This is a genomic window from Falsiroseomonas sp. (genome assembly GCF_041690465.1).
GTDB lineage: Bacteria > Pseudomonadota > Alphaproteobacteria > Acetobacterales > Acetobacteraceae > Falsiroseomonas.
On record NZ_JAWLHG010000020.1, the window covers coordinates 1 to 16574 of the forward strand.

Sequence of the window (16574 nt, forward strand, 5' to 3'; positions counted from 1 at the left end):
GGCGCGAATGATCTTCTGTTCCTGTGTCATCTCCAGGTTCTCCGTCCCGCCGGTGGGCGGGCCGCGGTCCGAGCGCGAGGGCAAGGACCGCGCCCCGCCCACCGGCTCCATCCTTCGGGAACCAACACAGACTGTCCGATCAAGTCTTAGCTATCGCAGCTGAATGTCGGCGACTCCTCCACGGCAGAAGGCACCTTGCTCAAATCGCCCCGCTCCGCCGGAAGCTGAACATCGCCCCATTCCCCACAATGACGTGGTCATGGAGCACGATGCCGAAGAGCTTCGCCGCATCCGCAATATCGGCCGTCATCACGCGGTCCGCCTGCGACGGCGTCGGGTCGCCGCTCGGGTGGTTGTGCACCAGGATCAACGCCGTGGCGTGCAGCTCCAAGGCCCGCTTCACCACCTCCCGAGCATAGACCGCGATGTGGTTCACTGTCCCCCGCCCTTGCACCTCATCGGCGATCAGCCGGTTCTTCGGGTCGAGGAACAGCACCCGGAACTACTCCACCTTCTCCCTTCCCATGGCCGATGCAAGATAGGCCATAAGCCGCTCCCAGTTGTTCAGGATCGGCGCGTCCATCAGCTCCGCCCGCTGCATCCGGAGGGCTGCCGCCTGGACCAGCTTGAGGGCGGCCACCGAGTGCTCGCCTAGACCTCGGGTGGTCATCAGTTTGCGCTGCGGCGCCGCCAGCACGTTGGCGAAGCTGCCATGGCGATTGATCAGCGCCTTCGCCAGCGGCTTGGTGTCGCCCTTCGGCACGGCGAGGAACAGCAGCATTTCGAGCAACTCGTAGTCGGCCAGGGCAGGCGATGCACGGAGGCGGGTGGTCAAAGCTGGTCTGCCCGCGTCTTTGAATTGCGGACCGGCGTAAGGCAGCCTTACAGCAGGAACAGCAGCGCCGGCCGCTCAATGGGCGGGCCGGCCACAGCCGGAGGGTCAGCATGTTCCCGGTCCCGACAAGCGCATTTCTGACGCGAGGGGTAGGCGTCCACCGCTACCAGCTCACCGCCTTCGAGCTGGCGCTCCGGGACGCCGATATCGAGCAGCAGAACCTTGTCTCGGTGTCGTCCATCTGGCCGCCGCGCTGCGTGCTCGTGCAGCGCGAGCAAGGGGTCGAGACGCTGCGGCCAGGAGAAATCACCTTCTGCGTCGTGGCACGGGCCGAGACGAACGAGCCCGGACGGCTGGTGCACGCGAGCATCGGCCTCGCGCGGCCGACAGACCCCGCCATGTATGGCTATATCTCCGAGCTGCACGGGTATGGGCTGACGGAGGCGGCGAGTGGCGAGCAGGCGGAGGATCTGGCTGCCAGCATGCTGGCTTCGACCCTTGGCATCGAGTTCGATCCGGACGCTGCGTGGAATGAGCGCCGCCAGACCTACGCGATGAGCGACTTGATCGTGGACAGCATGTCCCTGACCGCTGCGGCGGCGGGCGATGCGGGCGGGCTTTGGACGTGCGCCGTGGCTGCTGCCGTGTTCCGCTTTGACGCGCAAGCTCCCGTTCAATAACGCAAGGCCAGTGCCCTCGCCGATCAGGACCGACGTGTCGATGGATGCTGCCGGCTGGTCGAAGGTGGGGAGCGCAAGGCGGTGAGTCACCGCCGTTGCAGTGAAGCGCGCTATCGCGTGCAGCGAGGTCCCCCGAGCTGCCGCTTCGGTCCAACTTTCGATGCCGTGGCATCCTGGTAGGTTGCAAGCCACATCCCGGCAACTTGGCTCGGCGTCAGCGCCTAATCTGTCCCGAGGCATTGCTCTCGGCGAGTTCGACCAAACGCGCGGTGCGCTCCTGAATGTCGAAGATCGCCGCGGCGATACCGAAAGTCACGCTCGCGATTACCAGCCCGACCAAGGCTCCGAGCCCCACACCGACCAGCATCGGTATCCCGAAGCCGTCGGCTGCCCCTGCGCCCAGCAAGGCGAAAGCAAGGATGGTAACGATCGTGCCCAGCCCCATGATGGCCCGGGCCACCGAAATCAGCATGTGCAGCATCGCGAATCGGTTCCCTCCTGATTGCAGGAGAGAGGATGGTTAGGTGGAGACCGAAACGGCAATCCTAGATCGAGCCGAGGCTCGGGAGCCGGCTACAGCTCTGGCCGCCAGCCTGCCACCCGATGAACTGAACCGGGCGGGTTTCGGCTCTTCGAGCGCTTCCGGCCCGAGGTGCCGGAGGGGGTCAAGGGATGGGGTGCCAAGGGCGAGTTGGACCTGGAGCGTGTCCGGCAGGCGGCTACGTGAACACCCGCTAGGCCCGCCGAGGAAGCAGCGCACCAGAGGCTAACTTGTCCCCTCCCGCTTTTCCCGCCGCTCCTCCGCGGCGGCCTCCTGCCGCCGCAGTTCCCCTCAGTGCCGGCGCGGCGGCTGCCGAGTTCCGCGAGGCGCGGCGAACGCCCATAAAGCAGCAGCGTATCGCCCGAGCGGACCACCGTCGAGCCGTGCGGTGCCCCGACATAGGTCGCGTCGGGATGGCTGACGCCCAGGACAAGCACGCCTCAGGTGGCGGCGCTAATCGCCACTCCTGCACGCAGGCATGAACCGCAGCGCGATCAGCTGCCGGCGGGACCAGGACGGGCGCCGTCCAGCGCGTCGATTGCATGTCGCGCGGGAATGCGGAGAACCGCATCCGGCAGCGTGATCCGCTGAAGTGCCCTCGACATCGCCTCCAGCTGCACCTGGCCATATCCTTGGGCAACGCCGGCAGAGCGCTCATCATGTCCGCAGATGCTGTTCGAGACGCTGTCGGGCACGCCTGCGTTGCGAAAGAGCGTCTTGAGGGTGTGCCGGAACGAGTGAAAGCCCAGCCCCTTCCTGTCCTTCACGCCGATGCGCGGCAGGAAGCGTTCACTCATCCACTTGCTCGGCTGCGCCCCGGGGTCGCCGTGCACCGGCTTCGGCATGCCGGGCAACAACGAAACGTCGCCAGCCTTCCGACGCGCATCGGCCAGCTGCAGGAATCCAAGGTCGATCAGGTGGGAGTGGACCGGAAGCCGGCGCGCCGTCCCTTCGTTCTTCAGGGTCTTCCCGGCTTCGGCATTGATGTCGATCACCAGATGGCCATGCACCTGCCGAGCGTCCGCCGGCCGCAGCTGAGCAATCTCACCGATACGGGCACCCGACAGAAGCGCGACCAGCGGCGCCCAGAACATCCAGTCATTCACCAGATAGCTGCCGGGCGCGTAGCGGTGGTGCTCGCTGTGAGCACCCTGGAAGAGCGCGTTGCCGAAGATCGTCGCCAGCTCCTCATCGGCGAAGGTGCGCTGCTGCTTGGCTTTCCCGACGGCGGCCATGCTCTTGCCGACGAATGGGTTCGCCGCGGCCTGCCCGGCTGCGACCTCCTGATCGAACAGCTTGCGCCAGCGTGCCAAGTAGGAATTGGCCGTCCGCCAGTGCATCGGTTCCAGGCCTTGCTCGCGGGCAAGCTTCGCCTTCTCGAATACGTCCGCCCCGGGGAGTTCGGGCGCCCCGGGAGAACGCGCCGGCAGTGCTCGCAGCACCTCCCACAGCTTGCCTGCCTCGGCCCCCCCGATGGTGCGCACCGGTCGCTCGGTTCCGAACGCCCCCTGCAACAGCCGGAAATCCACCATCGCGTCCTTGACGTGCTTCTCCGTCGCGCCGTGCTGCCGCATGTGACCGATGAAGATCTTGACCGCCTCGCCTAGGGTCCTGGATGTGGTAGTCAGCCTCGCCACTGGGTTCCTGCTCTCGTCGGGCTGAGGGGCCGCGCGGACGACACCCTGACCATCTTCTCCATCCATGAGCTGGGCGGAAGCGCGGCCGGATCTCCCTCGGCCCAGGCGACCTTCGACCTCTGGAGGTCGATGCGACGCTCCAGGAGCATCAGGCTGAGCGTCGCCCGCTCGCGCGAGCCGCGTCGCTCGCCCTGTCCCGCCTCGGCAAGCACTATCCCCGCCAAGTCATCCATGACATGCGGACGCGCCGTCGGATGCGTCTCCAGCAGCGCCAGCTCGGTCAACCAAGCATCCTGGGCGAATAGCTCGGCATTGGCCCGCTGCGCCTGCTCCGGGGTGAAATCCTCTGGCAACGCAGCCCGCGAAAAATCGCCGCTCTGGAAAATCGCCCATTCGCGATCGACTTCCTGCCGCAGCCAGTCATCGGCGAGCTTCTTCAGCGCTGCGCTGGTGAGGGTGAGCCGATCTCGCATCAGCTTCCACAGCCGGTCGAGACGCACCACGATCCGCGCAGCAATAACCCGCGCAGCCCGCCCGTCAGCGGTGCCGAGCGCACGCACGATCTCCTGGCGCCCCAGCCTCGGGATGAGGCCCACGGGGACGCGGAAGCGGATGGAATGGTAGCGGTTCCTGGTGATCAGGTAGGAGGGGGCAGTTTGGCCCATGTGGTGCATCCTGTGTTACAGGCGCCACTCGGCTTACCCTAACTCCTTGATTTCACACGCTGGTGGTGGAGCTGAGGTCCACCGAACTTTCGGATCAGGTCGGACCACCTTTGGTCGAATGGACCGGAAAATCGCCCTTTTCTAACAGAGGCTTCGAGAACGCCTAAGTCACTGCTGCGCACCTTGCACTACCGGAACTCAGTGGCCATGTTGGGAACGATGTTGGGGCCAGACCCAACAGGATGGCCGGCGAGGGCCGACGGCGGAGGGATCTGGAACATGGCAGGCAAGCTCACCGTGGAAGAGGTGAAGGGGCTGACCGGGATTGGGCGGCGCAAACCGGAGCCGAAGCCTGGCCGGCACACCGACGGCAACGGCCTGCATCTGCACGTCCGGCCCGACAGCCGAGCGGGGTGGGTGCTCCGGTACCGGCTGCATGGGCGCCAGCGCGACATGAGCCTCGGCGGCTATCCCGACGTGTCACTGGCGGAGGCGCGCGACGCCGCGGAGATCGCCCGCCAACACATCAAGTCGGGGCGCGATCCGATCCGAGAGCGGCAGCGGGCCGCGCAGCAGGCCGCCGAGGCGGCGAGCCGCGACCGCACGTTCCGCGCCGCGATGGCGTCCGCAATCGGCGCACGCGAGGGCGCTTGGAAGAACGAGAAGCACCGCTGGCAATGGCGGGCGACGGTCGAGAAGCACGCCCTGCCGATCCTCGGCGACCTGCCCGTCGCTGAGGTGAGCGTAGAGGACGTCCTGCGCGTGCTGCGGCCCATTTGGGCAAAGATCCCGGAAACGGCTAGTCGCCTGCGCGGGCGCATTGAGACGATCCTCGACCACGCCCGCGCGCTGAACTGGCGCGTCGGCGAGAACCCGGCTCGCTGGCGCGGCAACTTGGCGGAGCTGCTGCCGAACCCGTCGAAGATCGCGCGGGTGCAGCGCCAGCCCGCCCTGCCTTGGAACCAGGTCCCCACCTTCATGGTGGCGCTGCGCGAGCGGCATGGGAGGGCGGCCACGGCGCTCACGTTCGCGATCCTGACAGCGGCCCGAACGGGCGAGGTGCGCGGGATGACCTGGGGCGAGGTGGACCTTGAGGAGCGTGTCTGGACTGTCCCCGCCGAGCGCATGAAGGCCGGCGAAATGCATCGGGTGCCGCTCTCCGACGCCGCGCTCGCGGTGCTCCGCGCGGTCAGGCCGGAGAAGGTGCAGCGCGACCGGCTCGTCTTCCCGAACTCGCGGGGAGGCGCGCTATCGGACATGGCGCTGACGATGCTCGTGAGGGGCATGGCGACCGACGGCCTGAGTGAACACGAGCTGCCGCGGTGGCGGGATGCGACGGCCCGCGTGGTCGTCCCGCACGGCTTCCGCAGCACCTTCCGCGACTGGTGCAGCGACACACGCCATGAGGGCCGGGAAGCGTATGAGCGGGCGCTCGCCCACCTCATCAGGGACGAGAGCGAAGCGGCCTACGCGCGCAGCGACCTCCTGGAGCGCCGCCGAGGGCTGATGCAGGCATGGGGGGAGTTCTGCTGCTCGGCAGGCGCCCTCGTTATCCAGCTCGACCGGCAGCGGGTGAAGCGCGCCACGAACGGATCTCCGCCGCTTCTGCGAGATCGTGCCGGCGAGCTTCGGATTATTCCGGGAACACCGGGAACGCCGGGAACATCCGCGGATGTCCGAGGCTCTGCACGTTCCCGTCGTGCAGCGGGCCGGGAACACCGGGAACGGCCTGCGCTCTCAGACGATCAGGCCGGGGCCACGCCGACCGGACAGAACTCAACAACGATGCCGATCCCAGAGACTGCCGAGACGGCGTAGATCGCCGCCCTCCCTATGAGCGATGCGGGTCATGCAGAACCACTTCAATACGGTGTCGCTGTGTAAGCCGAACAGGGCGCCTACTGCGCGTGAGGAGCTGCCCGGCGGAGCGTTCCCGGTGTTCCCGGCCCGGGGTATCTGCCACCGTCCGACCGCTGGGTCCTGCGCATGACAGCACCGTCGAGATCTGCCGCCACTCGGATGCAGGAGGGCGTGCAGGCGGCTCTGGAAATTCTCCTGCAGACTGCCCGAAAGGCAGGCATGCCGATCCGCGTGACGGAATGGACGGGGCGGGTCCAGCACATCGCCACCGAGTTGGCCGAGGCTGATGCAGAGGCGATCCCGCCGCGTCGCGAGCGCCGCCGCGAAATCGCGCGGCATCGCGAGCGCCTGGTCGTCGCCGCTCGTCGCGGGCGCCTGCCTGCCAAGCCGCTCACGATCAGCGACGACGCGCTGAGCGATCTGCAGATCGTGGACCCCACGATCGAGATGGCTGACATATGCACGCCGGCCGACCCCGCCCAGGCCGCCGCGAGGATCGCGAAGGCGCTCGACCACATGGACAACGACCCGGACAAGCCGATCTACGGCTTCGACGCCGGCGGCCGCCGCGTGGACCTCCCGATGCGCCACGCTATCGCCGGCATGGCCGACGTGTATCGGGAGGCTGGAGGCACACCGGACGCGGACGAGAACGGTGGCTTTCAGGTGATGGTCAACGCCGTCGCTTCCGCCGCCGGCCGCAAGGAGACGGGCCGCCTCCACCTGATCAGCAGCGTCCTCGCCCAGATCGAGGAGGATCCGGAGCCGCCAATCCGCCCACGGGGCGCACGTCATCGGAACTCTGGTTGAATTTGTCCGTGTTGGCGGGCAGCCGCGACCCGGAGGCCCCTGGGACAACGACGCACCCCAACGCATGGAGGTGCTCGATGAGCCAGATCCCCCACCACGGAAAGCGGAAGCCCGAAGACCGGCCACCGCCGCCGCCGAATGCCATCACCTACACGATCCCCGACGCCGCGCGCATGTCCGGCCTGAGCCCCTCGACGCTGCGCCGGCGCGCCAGCACCGGCGAGCTGCAGATGCGCCGCAATGGCGGCCGCACGCTCGTCTGCGGCGCCTCGCTCCGGCGCATGCTGCAGGTCGGGGAGGAGGGTTAGATGGAGAACCCCCGCGCGCCGCGGCAACGGCGTCACGGGGGCGGCGGTGCTGCTGCGACGCGCAACCGCCGCTCCTATACCACAACTCAGCGTCCGATGGTGGATATCGGCGCTATCGCACGCGCTGCGCTCCCGCATCTCGCCGATCTGTGCCGCCGCTGGCTTTCCGGCGGCCGGCTTGAAGGCCGCGAGTGGACCTGCGGCAACCTGAGTGGTGAGCCGGGCCGCTCCTGCCGGGTGAACGTCAAGACGGGGCAGTGGGCCGACTTCGCAACCGGCGAGAAGGGCGGCGACGTCGTCAGCCTCGCGGCGGCGATCCACCGTCTGTCCCAGCGCGAGGCCGCGGACCGGATCGCGCGCATGCTCGGCCTGGAGGCGCCCCATGGAGGCTGACCCGTTCGCGCCGATCGGCGCCACCCTCGACATTTCCGAGAACAACACCGGCGCCGACAGCATGCCTATGGCGATCCTGCCGGCGCCGCGCCCGCTCCCCTTGCGGATCGAGCACCCGAGGTACGGCGCGCCGAGCGCGGTCTGGCTGTACCGCAATGCGGCGGGCGCGCTGCTGTTCGCGGCCTGCCGCTTCGACCCACACAACGACAAAAAGCAGATCCTGCCGTACTGCTGCACCCAGAGCGGCTGGCGCTGGATGGCGCCGCCGCCGCCGCGGCCGCTCTACGGTTTGGACCGCCTCGCCGCTCGCCCCGACGCTGCGGTGCTGGTGGTGGAGGGCGAGAAGGCGGCCGATGCTGGCGCGGCGCTCTTCCCCGACTACGTCGTCATCACCTGGCCCGGCGGCTGCAATGCTGTCGGAATGGTGGACGTGGCGCCGCTGCGCGGGCGCAAGCTGACGTTCCTGCCGGACGCCGATGCGCCCGGCCGCAAGGCCATGCAGGAGATGCAGGCGCGCGCGATTGGCGCCGGCGCTTCCTGCGCTGCGGTCGTGCAGATCCCAGAAGACTGGCCCGAGGGGTGGGACATCGCAGACCTCGAAGATCCCGACCGCGCCAAGCCGGCGGACGTCAGCGCACACACGATCCGCGCGATGATGGCCTCCGCCGAACGCGAAGCCGAGATCACCATTGGCGTCCCGTTGGGGTTCTGCGTCACCCAGGATGGCGTGTTCTACGTGAAGCCGGGGGAAGACAGCGCGGCGCCCGTGCGTGTCTGCGGCCCGCTCCGGGTCGTCGCAGCCACGAACGACGGCGCCGGCAGCGCCTGGGGGGTGCTGCTGGAATGGGAAGACGCCGACGGCCAGTGCCACGAGTGGCCGATGCCGCGCGCAGCTCTGGCCAGTGACGGCGCGAGCGTGCGCGCCCGGCTCATGGAGGGCGGCCTGTACATTGCGCCGCGCCGCGGCGCCCGTGACCTGCTGGCCGAGTACCTCCTGGGGGCGAACCCGACGGCGCGCGTCCGCGTGGTGCCGCGGACTGGGTGGCACGAGATGCCGGGCGGACGGGTGTTCGTGCTGCCGACCGGCGCGATTGGTCCGGCCTCTGCCGGCCGCGTGATGCTCGCGTCGGAGCAGCAGGATTTCGACCTGCCGCTGGTGCGGGTCGGCACGCTCGCAGAGTGGCAGGGTGCCGTCGCGGCGCTGGCGGTCGGCAACTCGCGGTTGGCCTTCGTCATCGCCTCCGCCTTCGCGGCGCCGCTGCTCGCGCTCCTGGATGCCGAAGGCGGCGGCTTCCACCTGCGCGGGGCGTCCTCGATCGGGAAGAGCACGGCCCTCCATGCGGCCGGCAGTGTCTGGGGCGGAGGCGGGGTGCGTGGGTGGTCCCGCAGCTGGCGCGCCACCGACAACGCCCTTGAGGGGACCGCGAGCATGCACACCGACATGCTGCTCTGCCTCGACGAGATGGGCGAGGCCGGCGCCGAGACGGTGGCGAGTGCCGCCTACATGCTCGCGAACGGCTCCGGCAAGGCCCGCGCCGGGCGCGACGGGCGCGCACGCCGGTCGGCGACGTGGCGCGTCCTGTTCCTGAGCACCGGCGAGGAGGGGATTGCGGACCGGCTCGCCGAGGCGCGGGGCGGAGCGAAGCGGGTGCGCGCCGGCCAGGAGGTGCGCATCCTCGACATCCCCGCCGAGGCCGGCCCGCTCGGGCTCTTCGAGCATCTCCACGGGTTCGGCGCCGCCGGCGCGCTCGCTGATGCCGTGAAGGCCGGCGCAGCGCGCTTCTACGGCACCGCTGGCCGGGCCTGGCTGGAGATGCTGGCTGCGGACCCGGACGGCATCGCCCAGGCCGCACGCCAGCAGATCGAGGGCTTCGTCTCCACCCACTGTCCGGAGGGCGCGAACGGGCAGGTGCGCCGCGCAGCGGGGCGGTTCGCGCTCGTCGCTGCCGCAGGCGAACTCGCGACTGACCGCGCCATCCTCGCCTGGCCCCCGGGCGAGGCGCTGCGCGCGGCGGCGACCTGCTTCGCAGCGTGGCTTGCTGCGCGCCCCGGTGGAAAGGGCGCGGCCGAGGACGCGGCGGCGATCGAGGCGGTGAAAAAATTCATCGGGCTCTACGGTACCAGCCGCTTCTCCGAGATCTTCTACGAGGGCGCAGAAGCCTCGCAGATCACCGGCATCCGCGCCGGCTGGCGCAAGCGCATCGGCGGCGAGTGGTGCTACCTCTTCCTCCCGGAGATCTGGAAGACTGAGGTGGTGCCGGGTATGGACCCCACCGCGGCGGCGAAGGCGATCGACAAGGGCGGCTACCTGGTCCGATCCGGCGAGGCCGACGGACGCCTGCAGCGGAACGAGAAGGTGGGTCTGCCCAAGAACGTCCGCGTGTATGTGGTGCGCGAGACGATCCTGACGGGCGGGGACGAGGAGTAGGGCCTCCCCCAAGACTTCCGCCGGCGCGCGCTCCGCGCCGGCGGCACGTTCCCGGTGATGCCGCATCTGCATGGCCGGGAACGCACCGAAAGCCGCACCCGTCCGCAGTTGTTCCCGACGTTCCCGCTGTTCCCGGCCGCCGTCCTCGTCTGCGTAAGCGCAGACCGCAACCGGCCTCGGAACTAATGATCTCGGGCGAACATACGGGCTACATGCCGGGAGGCGCCACCGCCTGCGAGCGATCGACAGGATGCGGCGGAACACCGCGGAAATGCTGCCTTCAAGTCATACTCAGGCGGTGGTCGAGGCACACTTTCCCGTCGTTTTGCGACGGCCAGCGAGCCCCCGTTCCGTGGTCGCTTGGGCCAGGATAGAGCCGCCACCGTTCGTCGTATTAGTGGGCATGCAGCGGGCCAGTGTCGCTCGCCGTGGCGAGCGTCAGTGGGCGGTCGCGCCTGCTCCCGGCGGGGCCGACATGTGGCCGTAGACGAACTGCCACACCGTCTCGACCTTCTCCTCCCATAGGGTCTGGGGATACGGCTCCTCGGGCAGCTCGTTCAGCTTGATCTTGATCTCCGACGCCACGGCAGCCCGGGTCTGGACGTTCTGGCGCCAGAAGCTGACGCGCAGCTCCTGCAGCCTTTCCAGCAGCTCCCGCGCCACCTTCTTGACCTCCGCTTCCTGCGCCTTGGTCAGCTTCGGCTCCGGCCGGGTGAGGAGGTCGAATATCGCCAGCTCCTCCTCCGTCAGACCTTCGCGCGCCGCTCGGCGCTCCTCCTCCTCCATCTGCGCGATCAGCGCCTTCAGCGCCTCAAAGAACGCCTCCACGTCCACGGCACCGAGGTTATAGGCTTCGACCAGCTTCTCCAGCTTCTCCACCAGGTGGACGCGCGTGGGATTGCTGCTGGCCAGCTCGCGCGCCTTTTTCTCCGCGGCCGACCGCAGCTTCTCGTTCGCGGTCTTCGGCTTCGACTGGAACAGCTTCGCCAGCTTCTCGAAGTCGATCTCCGCCAGGTCCACCCGACCGCCGCGGTCGTCCCCTGGGATGATCGGCGCAGTTATCGCGACGCCCTCGACCCGCTGGTCCAGCAGCGCCTCGATCTGCGCGGAGACGGCGGAGATGTCCACCGGCCCGAGCTTGCCGCGGATGGCCTCGGCGATGACATGCAGGACCGCCACCGGCTTGAGGTAGGGCGCGGCTCGCTCATCGGGCAGCAGCGCCTTGTAGGCGCGGGCGGCGGCGCCGGCCTTTCGGAGGAACTGCCGGCGCCGGTCGTCGGGGGTGATCAGCGCCTCCACCGCATCACCGATCAGCTTCAGCCGGGCGAGCTTCTCCGCGGCGGCGATAGCGTCCAGGTCCACGCCAGCGCCCGTGCAGAAGGCCCGCGCCTCCGCCAGCGCCTCCTCCAGCTCCTCGACCAGCCCGTCCTTGTTCTGGATCGGCGTGTCGCCGCCCCGGGTCGCGGCGTAGATCGCCAGCGCCTTCTGCAGGTTCTGGAAGACGCCGACATAGTCCACCACCACGCCCGCCGCCTTGCCCGGCGCCCGGCGGTTCGCGCGGGCGATGGTCTGCATCAGCGTGTGGTTCTTCATCGGCTTGTCGAGATAGACTGTGCTGCAGGTCGGCACGTCGAAGCCGGTGATCCACATGGCGCAGACGAAGACCAGCCGTAGCTTGTCGTTCGGGTTCTTGAAGCGGGCCTCCAGGTCCTCCTCCTGCATCCGCTTCCGGTGCGGCAGGATGTCCAGGCCCTTGGCCTTCAGCTCGGCGATCTCGTTCTGGCTCTGGCTGACCACCACCGCGAACTCGACGTCCCGCATCCAGCCGACCCGCTCGGCGAGTGCCTCGCGCATCTCGGCGGGCGCTTCGGCCAGCCGCTTCTCCTCCTCCGCCAGAAGTGCAGTCCACTGCACCTGAACCTTGTCGAACATGCGGACAGCGGTGGCCTTGTCGATGGCCACGAACATCCCCTTGCCGAGGTAGCCGCGGGCGGCGAAGTGGCGCACCAGGTCGGCGGCGACCTGGTCCAGACGGTCGTCGCGAGTGATGAGATGATATTGCCGGGCGAACTCCCGCTGGAGCTTCTTCTCCTGCTCCTCGTCCAGCATCGCCGCGTCCAGCAGCTCGTCCAGCTCGTCCCGCAGCGCCTCCGCATCGGAGAGCTGCAGCTCTGGCTTCCTGGCCTCGTAGTAGAGCGGCACGGTGGCGCCGTCCGCGACCGACTGCGCGAAGTTGTAGATCGAGACGTAGTCGCCGAAGACCTCCCGCGTCCGCTGCTCCTGCCTGGCAATCAGCGGCGTGCCGGTGAAGCCGATGAAGGCTGCGTTGGGCAGCGCCTGGCGCATGTTGGCGGCGAGCTGGTCGTACTGGCTGCGGTGGGCCTCGTCCGTGATGACGATGATGTCCCGCCGCTCCGAGAGGACCGGCATCAGCTCGCCGCGCTCGGTTGAGAACTTGTGGATCAGGGTGAAGACGTATCGCTCCTGCCCCGCCAGCAGCTCCCGCAGATGCGCCCGGCTCTGCGCCTGGGCGTCCTTGATGTTCTTGGTCAGTGCCCCGGTGGCGGCGAAGGTGCCGGCGATCTGGTCGTCCAGTTCCTGCCGGTCGGTGACCACCACGAAGGTCCAGTTGCCGCCGAGGCGCCGCAGCACCTTCTCGGCAAACATGACCATCGAGAGGCTCTTGCCGCTGCCCTGGGTGTGCCAGAAGACGCCGAGGCGCCCGCGGTTCTCCTCCAGCTTCTGGACCGCCTCGATGGCGCGGTTGACGCCGAGCACCTGGTGGTACTTCCCGGTGACCTTCCGCAGCCCGCCGCGGGCGTCCTCGAAGATCAGGAAGTTCTCGATCAGGTCGAGGAAGCGCGCCGGCTCGCAGGTGGCCCGCAGCAGCGTCTCCAGCCCGACGCTCTCCGGCCCCTCCTCCTCCAGCCGCTTCCAGGGGGCGAAGACGTCGAAGGGGGCGTGCGACGGCCCCATCAGCGCCTCCAGGCCGTTGGAGAGGACGGTGAAGCCGTTGGGGTCGAAGAGGCGCGGGATGGTGTCGCGGTAGTCGGTCAGGTTGGCGTCGTAGGCTTCCTGGACGGGCTGCGTCGGCGCCTTCCACTCGCACAGCAGCAGCGGGATGCCGTTGACGAAGCCGATGGCGTCGGGCCGGCGCTTGTAGAGGCCGCTGGCGATCCAGGTCTGTGACGCGAGGAAGAAGTCGTTCGCGGCCGGTTCGGTCCAGTCCACCAGCCGCACCCGGTCGGGCTTCAGGGAGCCGTCCGGCTGGCGCAGCTCCACCGGCGCGCCGTCCCGCAGCAGGCGGTGGACCTCGCGGTTAGCCGCGACGGGCAGCATGGCGGAGCGGTCCTCCGTCAGCTTCGCCTCGGCCTGCTGCAGTGCCTCGTCCGGCAACGCGGGGTTCACCCGACGCAACGCAGCGCGGAGGCGGGCGGGCAGGATCACCTCGCGGAAGGAGAGGCGGCCGGTTGGGTTCTTCGCCCCCGGCTCCTCCTGCATCAGGTCGCCGTGCTGCCAGCCGAGGGACTGCAGCAGCTCGACAGCCGGCACCTCCACCACCGCCTTCTCGCTGGCGATGGCGCCGGAGAGGGAGGGAGGCGTGCTGGCAGGCGCCATCAGGCGGCGGCCTCCAACTCGCGCTCGGCCGCGGCGACGTCCAGATGACCGGAGATCAGGCGAGGAAGCAGTAAGCCTCGGGAGGCGGCGAGAACAGCCTGTTGCCGCTCCAAGACGCGGGCCAGACGAAGCCAAACCATCGCCTGCTCCTCGAACTTCGCCACAAGTTCGGTCGGGGGACACGGCACCGGCAGCCCGTGGATATGGTTGCGGTTCAGTGTCGGCACAGCGGCGCCGCCCCCGTGCGCCTTCAGGTCAAGATGTCGAAGCAAAAACAGCGCATACGCAGGCGAGGCACGTCGGAACTCGCGCACATAAAGGGCGGTGTTGAGGGGCCAGAAGTCATCGAACACGAGTAGGACCGAGCCGAGAGTGCCCGACCTGCCAGTGGTCACCCCTGGCCCCTTCACCTTTGCCTCAAAGTGCGTGCCAACTGGTCCAGTTGCAGCGATGACGGGGTAAGGTCCCGCCGTCCTCGTTGCGGCCGGCAGATCGAACCCTCGCTGCAGAACCAGCATCTCCTCAAGCGGTGCCTTTCGCCAACCGGGCGGCAGTTCGGCTGCTGCTTCCGCTGCCCCCTGGTGCCCGTGCCCAGGAAACCGGAACTGGACGAACCACTCGTCGAACAGCCGCCGCGCCATCCCCTCCAGCAGCGCGATCCGGCGCCGGTTCACTGCGATCAGGTCGTCGTAGGCGCCGAGGATGGAGGCGATGCGGCGCTGCGTTGGCAGCGACGGAAGCAAGAGTTCCTTCGCTCGTGCATCACCTTGCGAGATGAACGGTTGGGCAGCGCCGCGCTTCGGCCAGAAGTCTGGGGCTGACGTGACATAGAAGAGGAACCGTGTGTCTGCGTGCTCTGGGAGCCCCTTCACGTAGATCGTGTTCTTGATGCAGGACCACTGGCCATCAGCGAACCAGGACTTCCCACACTGGGCTCCGATTGCGCTGAGCACGATGCCCGGTCCTTGGTGGTCAAAGTGATCCAAGAAGCCATCAGGACCGGTGGCACTGTAGGCAAGAAATCCCGTGGGAATGTAGGAGGCTTTTGTGGTCGATGTGTCGCCCCATCGGACCTCTGCAACGTCGCCGAGCCTCACGGACCGCCAGCTCTCGGGCATCAGGATTGGGCCTCCAGCAGCTCCGCCATGTTCTGTGCGATCCGCGCCTGGAGTTGCGCCGCTTCGGCGTTCAGCTCCTCCAGCTCCTCCTGCAGCGCCTCCAGCTTCGTGCGGAACTCCTCATCCTCCTGCTTCTGCCCCGGCGCCGCACCGACATAGCGGCCCGGGTTCAGGCTCCAATCCTGCGCGGCGATCTCCTTCCTCGTCGCCACGCGGCAGAGGCCCGGCACGTCGCGATACCGCCCCTCTGGGAATGCCTCGGCCATCCGCGCCGCACTGCCGGCCTCGGTCTCCACTGCCTCGCCGCGCCAGAGGCGGACGATGTTGGCCAGGAACTCGATCTGGCCAGGGTCGAAGACGCGATGCGCCCGGGTCACCTGCCGGTACAGGTGCCGGGCGTCCACGAACAGCACCTGGCCGCCGCGCGGCCCCTTCGCCTTCCCCTTGTCGAGGAACCAGAGGGTCACCGGCAAGGTGACCGTGAAGAACATGTTCGGCCCGACCGCGACGATGCAGTCCACGGCGCCGGTCTCGATCAGCTTCCGCCGCAGCTCCCGCTCGCTGCCGCCCGCGTCGCTGGCGCTGTTGGCCATGACAAAGCCCGCCCGGCCGGTGGGGTTCAGCGCCGCGTAGAACAGCCCGATCCAGAGATAGTTGGCGTTGTTGACGGTGGGCAGGCCGAAGGGGAAGCGCGCGTCCACCTCGTTGGTGGTTTCATTCACCAGCCTCTTCCGGTCCACCTCCGGCTGGTTGAAGGGCGGGTTCGCCATGACGTAGTCGAAGCGCCCGACCAGCTTGTGCGGGTCGTCGTAGTAGGTGTTGGCTTCGCGGATGTCGCCCGAGAGGCCATGGACCGCGAGGTTCAGCCGGCAGAGGCGGAGCGTGTCTGTCATCTTCTCGACGCCGAAGACGCTGATCTCCCGCTCCGGCGCTTTGTGGTGGCGCCGCACGAACTCCGCCGAGTGGACGAACATCCCGCCCGAGCCGCAGGCGGGATCGAAGATGGCGCCGTGGTAGGGCTCGATGACCTCCACGATGAGCTTCACGATGGAGGCGGGCGTGAAATACTCGCCCCCCTTCTGCATGGTCGAGGCCGCGAACTGGCCCATGAAGTATTCGAAGATCAGGCCATAGGCGTCGCCCTCGATCTTCAGGGGCGCCAGCACGCGCAGCAACTCCCGCAGCGTGTCGTTGGGCAGGCCGCCGTAGCCCTGCGGCATGGCGCCGGCCAGCTCCGGGTTCGCATCCGCGATGCCCTTCATGGCGGCGTTCAGCTCGGCGCCGAGATCGGCCGTGCCAGGCAGCGAGAGGAGGCGGGAGAAGCGGGCGTTCTCCGGTAGGAAGACAGCGCCGCGGGCCTGGTAGAGGTCGGGCGTCGGCTTGAGGCGGCCGGTGAGCTTCGGCGCCAGCTCGGCGTGGACCGCCTCGAACTTCGCCTCCATCTGGCGCAGCGCGATCAGGGCAAGGACCGGCTGGGCATACTGATCAGGGCGGAGGGCGCTGTTCGTCCAGAGCTGATCTGCCGCGGCGAACAGCCGCCGTGACAGGTCCTGCAGGTCTACTGACACCTAACCCCCCTCTACGCCTCCGCGCAGTCTGCCACGCTCCCACCGGACAGCACCAGAGACCCTGTTTCGGCATCGAGATTTGTATTCAGACGTAGAGCTAGCCTACCAACCAT

The 16574-nt window shown here is 68.4% G+C and carries 12 protein-coding genes and 1 pseudogene; 6 read left to right on the forward strand and 7 right to left on the reverse strand.

Going from position 1 to position 16574, the window contains the following annotated elements:
- Window positions 1–199 precede the first annotated feature (199 nt).
- Window positions 200–880, reverse strand: a pseudogene (radC, locus tag ACESM1_RS18215) (RadC family protein).
- A 65-nt stretch (window positions 881–945) separates the two neighbouring features.
- Here radC and ACESM1_RS18220 point away from each other — a divergent pair.
- Window positions 946–1515 carry a pyruvoyl-dependent arginine decarboxylase gene (locus tag ACESM1_RS18220; protein WP_372622473.1) on the forward strand — a complete coding sequence of 190 codons (570 nt, stop codon included), beginning with the start codon at window positions 946–948 and terminating at the stop codon, window positions 1513–1515.
- Window positions 1516–1729: 214 nt separating this feature from the next.
- Here the strand turns inward: ACESM1_RS18220 and ACESM1_RS18225 are convergent, their stop codons facing one another.
- The 3 genes from ACESM1_RS18225 to ACESM1_RS18235 form a co-directional block, all read right to left on the reverse strand.
- The gene (locus ACESM1_RS18225) at window positions 1730–1996 is read right to left on the reverse strand and encodes a hypothetical protein (RefSeq protein ID WP_372622475.1); all 267 of its coding nucleotides are present in this window, start codon (window positions 1994–1996) and stop codon (window positions 1730–1732) included.
- Window positions 1997–2550: 554 nt separating this feature from the next.
- A complete protein-coding gene (locus tag ACESM1_RS18230) occupies window positions 2551–3693 on the reverse strand; it encodes a site-specific integrase (RefSeq protein WP_372622477.1) in 1143 nt (380 codons plus the stop codon).
- Window positions 3681–4358: a DUF6538 domain-containing protein gene (locus ACESM1_RS18235; protein ID WP_372622479.1), complete on the reverse strand. Its 678-nt coding sequence runs from the start codon at window positions 4356–4358 to the stop codon at window positions 3681–3683. The genes ACESM1_RS18230 and ACESM1_RS18235 overlap by 13 nt, the downstream gene beginning before the upstream one ends.
- Window positions 4359–4637: 279 nt before the next feature.
- On the opposite strand from ACESM1_RS18235, the gene ACESM1_RS18240 reads away from it, so the two are divergent.
- The 5 genes from ACESM1_RS18240 (at window position 4638) to ACESM1_RS18260 (ending at window position 10157) form a co-directional block, all read left to right on the forward strand.
- Window positions 4638–6176, forward strand: a complete 1539-nt coding sequence (locus ACESM1_RS18240) for a tyrosine-type recombinase/integrase (protein WP_372622481.1) — start codon at window positions 4638–4640, stop codon at window positions 6174–6176.
- Window positions 6177–6389: 213 nt separating this feature from the next.
- Entirely contained in the window at window positions 6390–7028 is a 639-nt protein-coding gene (locus ACESM1_RS18245; protein WP_372622483.1) for a hypothetical protein, read from the forward strand.
- Between the two features lie 77 nt (window positions 7029–7105).
- Window positions 7106–7336 carry a helix-turn-helix domain-containing protein gene (locus ACESM1_RS18250; protein WP_372622484.1) on the forward strand — a complete coding sequence of 77 codons (231 nt, stop codon included), beginning with the start codon at window positions 7106–7108 and terminating at the stop codon, window positions 7334–7336.
- On the forward strand, window positions 7337–7729 hold the full coding sequence (locus ACESM1_RS18255; RefSeq protein WP_372622486.1) for a hypothetical protein: 393 nt from the start codon (window positions 7337–7339) through the stop codon (window positions 7727–7729).
- Window positions 7719–10157 (forward strand): DUF927 domain-containing protein, encoded by a 2439-nt coding sequence (locus tag ACESM1_RS18260; RefSeq protein WP_372622488.1) that lies wholly within the window; start codon window positions 7719–7721, stop codon window positions 10155–10157. The genes ACESM1_RS18255 and ACESM1_RS18260 overlap by 11 nt, the downstream gene beginning before the upstream one ends.
- Before the next feature lie 438 nt (window positions 10158–10595).
- Here the strand turns inward: ACESM1_RS18260 and ACESM1_RS18265 are convergent, their stop codons facing one another.
- From ACESM1_RS18265 to ACESM1_RS18275, 3 genes are read right to left on the reverse strand one after another with little or no spacing between them, the layout of a single operon-like run.
- Complete coding sequence (locus tag ACESM1_RS18265) at window positions 10596–13775, reverse strand: type I restriction endonuclease subunit R (protein WP_372622490.1); 3180 nt, start codon at window positions 13773–13775, stop codon at window positions 10596–10598.
- Window positions 13775–14893: a restriction endonuclease subunit S gene (locus ACESM1_RS18270; protein WP_372622491.1), complete on the reverse strand. Its 1119-nt coding sequence runs from the start codon at window positions 14891–14893 to the stop codon at window positions 13775–13777. The genes ACESM1_RS18265 and ACESM1_RS18270 overlap by 1 nt, the downstream gene beginning before the upstream one ends.
- Window positions 14893–16461: an N-6 DNA methylase gene (locus tag ACESM1_RS18275; RefSeq protein WP_372622493.1), complete on the reverse strand. Its 1569-nt coding sequence runs from the start codon at window positions 16459–16461 to the stop codon at window positions 14893–14895. The genes ACESM1_RS18270 and ACESM1_RS18275 overlap by 1 nt, the downstream gene beginning before the upstream one ends.
- Between the last annotated feature and the right edge of the window lie 113 nt (window positions 16462–16574).

Bases quoted from the DNA above. Each gene is read 5' to 3' on its own strand.
- ACESM1_RS18220 (WP_372622473.1), top strand. From the start codon at position 946: ATGTTCCCGGTCCCGACAAGCGCATTTCTGACGCGAGGGGTAGGCGTC.
- ACESM1_RS18225 (WP_372622475.1), bottom strand. From the start codon at position 1,996: ATGCTGCACATGCTGATTTCGGTGGCCCGGGCCATCATGGGGCTGGGC.
- ACESM1_RS18235 (WP_372622479.1), bottom strand. From the start codon at position 4,358: ATGGGCCAAACTGCCCCCTCCTACCTGATCACCAGGAACCGCTACCAT.
- ACESM1_RS18240 (WP_372622481.1), top strand. From the start codon at position 4,638: ATGGCAGGCAAGCTCACCGTGGAAGAGGTGAAGGGGCTGACCGGGATT.
- ACESM1_RS18250 (WP_372622484.1), top strand. From the start codon at position 7,106: ATGAGCCAGATCCCCCACCACGGAAAGCGGAAGCCCGAAGACCGGCCA.
- ACESM1_RS18255 (WP_372622486.1), top strand. From the start codon at position 7,337: ATGGAGAACCCCCGCGCGCCGCGGCAACGGCGTCACGGGGGCGGCGGT.
- ACESM1_RS18260 (WP_372622488.1), top strand. From the start codon at position 7,719: ATGGAGGCTGACCCGTTCGCGCCGATCGGCGCCACCCTCGACATTTCC.
- ACESM1_RS18265 (WP_372622490.1), bottom strand. From the start codon at position 13,775: ATGGCGCCTGCCAGCACGCCTCCCTCCCTCTCCGGCGCCATCGCCAGC.
- ACESM1_RS18270 (WP_372622491.1), bottom strand. From the start codon at position 14,893: ATGCCCGAGAGCTGGCGGTCCGTGAGGCTCGGCGACGTTGCAGAGGTC.